Here is a 7,618-nt window from a genome sequence, read left to right on the forward strand (position 1 = left end):
CCTCCTTTAACAGGAGGGGCATCATCGTTTAAATTATCTTTCCATCATGCTGATGGATTCAATTCCTACACTTCCACCTCGGACTACTTCGATGCGGCCGAATTCTTCTTTGATCAGTTTGACAACTGCATCATTTTTGGTCGCTGTCTGTACGAATTCCAGAAGCAGGCTGTCTTTACCGTAATCAATGACTCTGGCTTTGAAAGTCTCAGCAATCTGGAATAATTCAACTTTGTCCTCAGAAGAGCAGTTAAAAACCTTGATGTAAAGAATCTCTTTCATGCGGACGAACATATTGGTGAAATCAATAACTTTGATGACTTCTACCATTCGGTTCAGCTGTTTCTTGATCTGTTCGAACGTTTCATCGTCGCTTACAGTTCCGATGGTCATTCGGGAAACGGTAGGATCCTCTGTAGTACCAACGGTGAGGCTGTCCAGGTTATAGCTTTTGCCGGAGAAAAGTCCGGAAATCTTGGACAGAACACCTACCTGGTTTTCTACGTAGAGGGAAATCCATCTTTTTTTCATGCCTTTATCTGCCATTGGATAAACCTCCTGTTAATTAACAATCCATAATTAAATCTTCCAGTGTTCCGCCAGGCTTTACCATCGGATAAACCATTTCTTCAGGATCAATGATGAACTCGATCAGGGTCGGAACTTTGGTATTTTTCTTTGCTTCTTCAAAGGCTGCGGCAACCTCATTTTTATTGAAAACCCGGATCCCTTTGGCACCGTAGCTTTCTGCCAGCTTTACAAAATCCGGTGTATATTTCGGGTATTCCTCGCCATTTGTACGGCGGGAAAGGGCACCGGAGCGAAGATTGGTCATGCTGTAGCGTTTGCCATAGAAAAGCTTCTGCCACTGACGAACCATACCAAGATATTCGTTATTAAATACACAAAGAATCAGTGGGAGCTCTTCCAGAACAGCTGTGGCAAATTCCTGAATATTCATCTGCATTCCACCGTCGCCGGAAATAACGATAACCGGTTTGTCCAGATTACCGATCTTTGCTCCTACACCACCAGGAAAACCGTATCCCATGGTACCAAGGCCCCCGGACATAACAAGCTGCTTGCCTGGTGTGATCTCAGCATACTGGGAAACCAGCATCTGGTGTTGTCCGACATCCGTGACAATGATGGCTTCTTCAAACTGGCAGTTGATCTGGTTAATGATGTCAACCGGACTTAATCTGTCATTTGGACGCATTACAAGAGGATGTTCCTGCTTCCAGCTGTTTATCTCACTGTTCCATTTTTTGCTGGCATAGTCGGAAACGTATTCGGACATTTTTGCAAGGGCATCTTTTGCATCTGCAACGATTGGAATATCTACCTGGATGTTTCTGGAAATAGAGGCCGTGTCAATGTCAATATGGATAATCTGGGCATTAGGGGCAAATTCATGAAGCTTTCCTGTGATTCGGTCGTTAAAACGTGTTCCAATGGAAAAAAGTACGTCACAGTTGCTTACAGCCATATTGGCTGCATAGGCACCGTGCATGCCAAGGTTTCCGATAAAAAGCGGATGGTTGGTAGGAATTGCACCTCGTCCCATAATAGTAGTTACAACCGGAACACCGGTCTTTTCCACTACTTCCTGGAATACCTTATTGGCATGGGAAATATTGATTCCGCCGCCTGCCAGGAAGAGAGGCTTCTTTGCCTTGGAAAGTGTTTTGATCGCACGTTTCAGCTGTCCGATGTGGACACTGGTGTTTGGCTTGTAGCCGCGGATATTTACGCTCTTTGGATATTCTGCACTGCCCAGTTCAGCCATTACATCCTTGGGCAGGTCAATGAGAACCGGTCCAGGGCGTCCGGTACGTGCAATATAGAAGGCTTCCTTGATGATACGTCCAAGATCTTCACGGTTGCGTACAGTGACTCCATACTTGGTAATACTGCGGGTAATTCCTACAATATCAACTTCCTGGAATGCATCGTTTCCAATCAGATGACGTGCTACCTGACCGGTGAAGCACACCAGAGGAACGCTGTCGTAATTGGCTGTAGCAAGGCCTGTGACAAGGTTGGTAGCACCAGGACCGCTTGTTACAAGACATACGCCAACTTTTCCAGTGGTACGTGCGTAAGCATCGGCTGCGTGAACCAGTGCCTGCTCGTGACGTGGAAGGATTACGGTGACATCATCCTGTTTGTATAATTCATCGCTGATATCAATGGTACATGCTCCGGGATAACCGAAAACGTACTCAACATCTTCTTCTTTCAGTGCTTTTACCAGCAGCTTATTGCCTGATATCTGTTTCATTTAGTGAAGATACCTCCTTTTCGCCGGGGAAAAACCCACAATATAATTATAAAAAAATCTTCCACAAGTTGTGACGCACATCTTGCAGAAAGCCTTTTTCAAACACGCTCTAGAGCAAACGATATTTAATCAATATTATAGCGTTAACGTGGAAAAGTGTCAATAAAGTTCACAGAAAACCAGAGAATTGCGGCGCGAAATCATGCAAAGCATGATTCTTTTGCATCGCGAAGCGTGTTACTGGTCACGGAGGGAACAGTAACACGTTGAATTAAAAGAGGTGGGAAAAAGAAAGGGATAACTGGTCAAAAAGTGGATTTTGTGGTAAGATATGCAGAACAAAAGTGTACTGAGAAAGAAAGGAGGAGGTTGAAAATAGTGGAACTAAATAAGGAAAATATGAAAAAGATAAGGTGGCTGATCGCTTTTTCAGTGCTTCTGTATCTGGGAGTGCAGAATCTGGATGTGGTGCTGAAGTATGTGAAAATTGTGTGGGGACTTCTTCTGCCATTTGTGTTGGGTGGAGCTATGGCGTTTGTGCTGAATGTACCTATGGCATTTATTGAGCGGCATGTTTTTGGAAAAGCAAAGGAAAAAGAAAACAGGAGGGGACGTGCAGCAGCAAAATTTGCAAGACCGGTGAGCCTGATCTTTTCCATTGTTCTGGTGGTGCTGGCGATTCTCGTTGTAGTACTGATTGTGGCACCGGAGCTTGGAAGAACTCTGGTAAATGTTGTGAAAAAGGTGGAAGAAGATATTCCGTTAGTTCAGAAATGGCTGACAGATACCTTCCAGAGTGATTCTGAAATTGTGAAATGGGCATCTACCATAGAAATTGATCCGCAGAAAATTATTGATTCTATTGTGAGCGTTTTGAGAAGTGGGGCGGACAATCTGGTATCCTCCACTATTACCGTGACTATGGGACTGGTGAGTATGGCTATGAATTTTGCAATTGGTTTTGTGTTTTCCTGTTATGTGCTCCTTCAGAAAGAGAAGCTGGGCAGGCAGGTCCTGAAAGCGGCTTATGCGATCTTACCTGTGAAAACAGTGGAATATCTGGGACATGTTTGTACACTGGCAAGTAAGGTGTTTTCAAGCTTTATTACCGGGCAGTGCATAGAGGCGGTGATCCTGGGAAGCATGTTCTTTGTTTCCATGACGATCGGAAGATTTCCATATGCAATGCTGATCGGAGTGCTGATCAGTTTTACGGCGCTGATTCCTGTGTTTGGCGGAATTATTGGATGCTGGGTGGGATTTTTCCTGATTTTGATGGTAAGTCCTCTGAAAGCTTTGGCATTTCTTATATTGTTCTTGATCCTGCAGCAGATTGAGGGAAATCTGATCTATCCTCACGTAGTTGGAAACTCTGTGGGACTGCCGGCAATCTGGGTACTGGTTGCAGTGACTCTGGGCGGAAATCTTATGGGAATTGTGGGAATGCTGATTTTTATTCCGTTGGTGTCTGTAATTTATACATTGTTTAAGGAATGGGTGTCTGAGAGGCTGGAGCAGAAGAAGGTAAAAATCAGTTGACCAAATTTTTAATAAGCGCTGGAAAAATAATTGATTTACATAAAGTGAAAAGCTGCAAAAAACATCTCCGGGAGGATTAAGAACTTCCGGAGATATTTTTTGCTTATTTTATGAAGATCAGTCGTTGGTCTGTTTCTGACTTTCTACTTCTGCAAGCTTCATTGCACGAACTTTCAGCGGCAGACCAAACAGAGTGATGAATCCGTCTGCATCGTGGTGATCGTACATATCACCTGTTGTGAAGGAAGCAAGAGATTCATTGTAAAGGCTGTATGGAGAAGTGGTTCCTGCTTTGATGATGTTGCCTTTATAAAGTTTGAATTTTACTTCACCAGTTACATATTTCTGTGTGGACTCTACGAATGCCTGGATTGCCTCACGAAGTGGTGTGAACCATTTTCCTTCGTAAACAACCTGAGCCAGCTGGCTGCCAAGTTTCTTCTTGGTTTCCAGAGTTTCACGATCAAGGATCAGCTCCTCAAGCTGTTCATGTGCTTCCATAAGGATTGTTCCACCAGGAGTCTCATAAACACCACGGGATTTCATACCTACAACACGGTTCTCAACGATATCGATAATGCCGATTCCGTTCTCGCCGCCAAGCTTGTTCAGTTCTGTGATGATCTCGGAAACTTTCATTGCCTTTCCATTTAAGGTCTTTGGAACACCTGCCTCAAATGTCATGGTGATTTCGGTCTCTTTATCCGGAGCTTTCTTAGGTGTTACGCTGAGTACTAACATATCATCATAGTTTGGAGCCTGCGCCGGATCCTCAAGTTCAAGTCCCTCATGGCTGATGTGCCACAGGTTACGGTCACGGCTGTAGCTGTGTTTTGCATCGAATGGAAGGTTGATACCATGAGCCTGGCAGAACGCGATCTCGTCTTCACGGGACTGCATGGTCCAAACGTCTGTCATACGCCATGGAGCAATGATCTTGATGTCTGGTGCAAGAGCTTTGATTCCAAGCTCAAAACGGATCTGGTCATTTCCTTTACCAGTTGCGCCGTGACAGATTGCAACAGCGTTCTCTTTTCTTGCGATCTCAACCAGTTTCTTGGCAATAGCAGGACGTGCCATGGAAGTACCAAGAAGATATTTGTGCTCATATACAGCACCTGCCTCAACACACGGCATAATATAGTTGTCGCAGAAGTCATCTACGATATCCTCAATATATAATTTGGAAGCTCCGGAAAGCTTTGCTCTTTCCTCAAGTCCGTCCAGCTCATTTCCCTGTCCGCAGTTAACGCAGCAGCAGACAACATCATAATCAAATGTTTCTTTCAGCCACGGAATCAATGCTGTGGTATCAAGTCCGCCTGAATATGCAAGTACAACTTTTTCTTTCATAATATTTACCTCTTTTCTTTTATCCCTCTGAAACAGATAGGGTTATAAAGCATATTAAATTTTGAATAAATATTCATCGTGATAACGGCTCTTACGTTCTGTACGTTATTCACAAAGAATAATATACAACAATACTCATAAATATGCAATAGTAAATTTGAAAAAATTTATAAAAACTTTGCATAAAAATGCATAATATAATAGGTAAATACGCGTTGAAATGCACAAAAAAAGATAGATTGAATGGAAAATAAGGAAAAAATGACTATTGCATAATATGCAAAGAAGATGTATAATTCATTCATCATTGTTTATAAAGCACATGTTACTGTTCACTCCGTTCACAAAACGGACATTGTTGCCAGTGAACAGAGTAACAAGTATGAGTTCCAGAGCCTGTTTGAAAAAGCATGCTTTTGACACCATAATAATGGAGGACACTAAAATGATAAAAGCTGGAATTATTGGAGCAACCGGTTATGCGGGAAATGAAATTGTACGTCTCCTTCTGGGACATAAAAATGTGGAAGTAGCATGGTATGGATCCAGAAGCTACATTGATAAAAAATATGCAGGAATTTATCAGAACTTTTTTAAGCTGGTAGATGCAAAATGTATGGACGATAACATGGAAGCTCTGGCAGATGAGGTTGATGTGATTTTCACTGCAACACCGCAGGGGCTGTGTGCTTCTCTTGTAAATGAGGGAATCCTTTCCAGAGCGAAAGTAATTGATTTAAGTGCAGACTTCCGTATTAAAGATGTGAAGAAATATGAAAAATGGTACGGAATTGAGCACAAATCCCCTCAGTTTATTGATGAAGCTGTGTACGGATTATGTGAGATTAACCGTGAGGACATCAAAAAAGCTCGTCTGATCGCGAATCCGGGATGCTATCCAACTTGTTCTACACTTTCTATTTACCCATTGTTAAAGGCTGGAATGATTGATCCGAACACGATTATTATTGATGCTAAATCCGGAACGACGGGGGCTGGAAGAGGGGCTAAGGTTGATAATCTTTATTGTGAAGTAAATGAAAATATCAAGGCTTACGGTGTTGCCACACACAGACATACACCAGAGATCGAAGATCAGTTAGGATATGCCTGCGGACAGGAAGTGACCATTAATTTTACCCCGCATCTTGTTCCAATGAACAGAGGCATTCTGGTTACAGCATACGCTTCCCTGACAAAGGATGTGACCTACGAAGAAGTAAAAGCTGCTTATGATGCATGCTATGAGAATGAGACATTTGTGAGGGTTCTGGATAAGGATGTGTGTCCGCAGACAAAGTGGGTAGAGGGCAGTAATTACGTGGATGTGAATTTCAAGATCGATCCGAGAACCCACAGAATCATCATGATGGGAGCTATTGACAACCTGGTAAAAGGTGCTGCCGGACAGGCAGTTCAGAATATGAATCTGATGTTTGGGTTTGATGAAGCGGAAGGATTATTACAGGTTCCGATGTATCCGTAAAAGTGAAATTGGAGACAGGCTCCGGGCCTGATTTCAGGACTGAGTTACATTGAAAAATAAACATATAATTTGCTTGATCGGGCAAAGGAGGAGTATCAATATGGAAATAATTACAGGTGGTGTTACCGCAGCAAAGGGGTTTAAAGCAGCTGCGGCAGCAGCAGAAATTAAATACAAAGGCCGTACAGATATGGCCATGGTTTACAGTGAAGTTCCATGTGTTGCAGCTGGCACTTTTACAACAAATGTGGTGAAGGCAGCTCCTGTAAAATGGGATCAGAATGTGGTCTATAATCACCCATCTGCACAGGCTGTGATCTGCAACAGCGGTATTGCAAATGCATGTACCGGAGCAGAAGGATATGGCTATTGTAAGGCGACTGCTGATGCAGCTTCTGAGATACTTGGAATCCCTGCAGATAGCGTGCTGGTTGCATCTACAGGCGTGATTGGAATGCAGATTCCGATTGACAGAATTGTAAATGGTGTAAAGGCTATGGCTCCGAAGCTTGACGGTTCTTTAGAGGCCGGAACAGAGGCAGCCAAGGCTATCATGACTACAGATACCGTAAAAAAAGAGGTTGCTGTACAGATCGAAATTGGTGGAAAAACAGTAACAGTTGGCGGTATGTGCAAGGGATCCGGAATGATCCATCCTAATATGTGTACCATGCTTGGATTTGTCACAACAGATGCTGCAATTTCCAAGGAAATGCTTCAAAAAGCACTAAGTGCAAATATTAAAGATACCTTTAATATGGTTTCTGTAGATGGCGATACTTCCACAAATGACACTGTTCTGCTCCTTGCAAACGGCATGGCAGGCAACCCTGAGATCACAGAAGAGGGTGCTGATTTTGATAAATTTATGGAGGCTTTGAATTATATTAATACCTGTTTATCAAAGAAAATTGCAGGTGACGGAGAGGGCGCGACTGCACTTTTTGAAGTGAAAA

7 protein-coding genes are annotated in these 7,618 nt (G+C 43.1%); 4 read left to right on the forward strand and 3 right to left on the reverse strand.

The annotated features are described in order from the left end of the window. Positions 1 to 33: 33 nt before the first annotated feature. Positions 34 to 546, reverse strand: a complete 513-nt coding sequence (gene ilvN / locus AB5Z12_RS11475; protein ID WP_118579761.1) for an acetolactate synthase small subunit — start codon at positions 544 to 546, stop codon at positions 34 to 36. Positions 547 to 565: 19 nt separating this feature from the next. After that, positions 566 to 2,284, reverse strand: a complete 1,719-nt coding sequence (gene ilvB, locus AB5Z12_RS11480; protein WP_173716158.1) for a biosynthetic-type acetolactate synthase large subunit — start codon at positions 2,282 to 2,284, stop codon at positions 566 to 568. Positions 2,285 to 2,287: 3 nt separating this feature from the next. On the opposite strand from ilvB, the gene AB5Z12_RS11485 reads away from it, so the two are divergent. After that, on the forward strand, positions 2,288 to 2,413 hold the full coding sequence (locus AB5Z12_RS11485; RefSeq protein ID WP_368356910.1) for a DUF6783 domain-containing protein: 126 nt from the start codon (positions 2,288 to 2,290) through the stop codon (positions 2,411 to 2,413). A 270-nt stretch (positions 2,414 to 2,683) separates the two neighbouring features. Then, on the forward strand, positions 2,684 to 3,823 hold the full coding sequence (locus tag AB5Z12_RS11490) for an AI-2E family transporter (protein WP_179962533.1): 1,140 nt from the start codon (positions 2,684 to 2,686) through the stop codon (positions 3,821 to 3,823). Positions 3,824 to 3,940: 117 nt separating this feature from the next. Here AB5Z12_RS11490 and AB5Z12_RS11495 read toward each other — a convergent pair whose 3' ends face one another. After that, positions 3,941 to 5,176: an argininosuccinate synthase gene (locus tag AB5Z12_RS11495; RefSeq protein ID WP_173716156.1), complete on the reverse strand. Its 1,236-nt coding sequence runs from the start codon at positions 5,174 to 5,176 to the stop codon at positions 3,941 to 3,943. A 445-nt stretch (positions 5,177 to 5,621) separates the two neighbouring features. On the opposite strand from AB5Z12_RS11495, the gene argC reads away from it, so the two are divergent. Both argC and argJ read left to right on the forward strand, forming a co-directional pair. Then, a complete protein-coding gene (gene argC, locus AB5Z12_RS11500; RefSeq protein ID WP_148461744.1) occupies positions 5,622 to 6,662 on the forward strand; it encodes an N-acetyl-gamma-glutamyl-phosphate reductase in 1,041 nt (346 codons plus the stop codon). Between the two features lie 100 nt (positions 6,663 to 6,762). Then, the coding region (argJ, locus tag AB5Z12_RS11505) for a bifunctional ornithine acetyltransferase/N-acetylglutamate synthase (RefSeq protein WP_368368662.1) at positions 6,763 to 7,618 on the forward strand (856 nt) is incomplete at its 3' end.

The organism is Ruminococcus sp. RTP21358st1_G6_RTP21358_211008 (genome assembly GCF_040908885.1).
Taxonomy (GTDB): Bacteria; Bacillota; Clostridia; order Lachnospirales; family Lachnospiraceae; genus Blautia_A; species Blautia_A faecis.

Coding starts and splice junctions, on each gene's coding strand:
- ilvB (WP_173716158.1), bottom strand. CDS start 2,284: ATGAAACAGATATCAGGCAATAAGCTGCTGGTAAAAGCACTGAAAGAA.
- AB5Z12_RS11495 (WP_173716156.1), bottom strand. CDS start 5,176: ATGAAAGAAAAAGTTGTACTTGCATATTCAGGCGGACTTGATACCACA.
- AB5Z12_RS11490 (WP_179962533.1), top strand. CDS start 2,684: ATGAAAAAGATAAGGTGGCTGATCGCTTTTTCAGTGCTTCTGTATCTG.
- argC (WP_148461744.1), top strand. CDS start 5,622: ATGATAAAAGCTGGAATTATTGGAGCAACCGGTTATGCGGGAAATGAA.
- ilvN (WP_118579761.1), bottom strand. CDS start 546: ATGGCAGATAAAGGCATGAAAAAAAGATGGATTTCCCTCTACGTAGAA.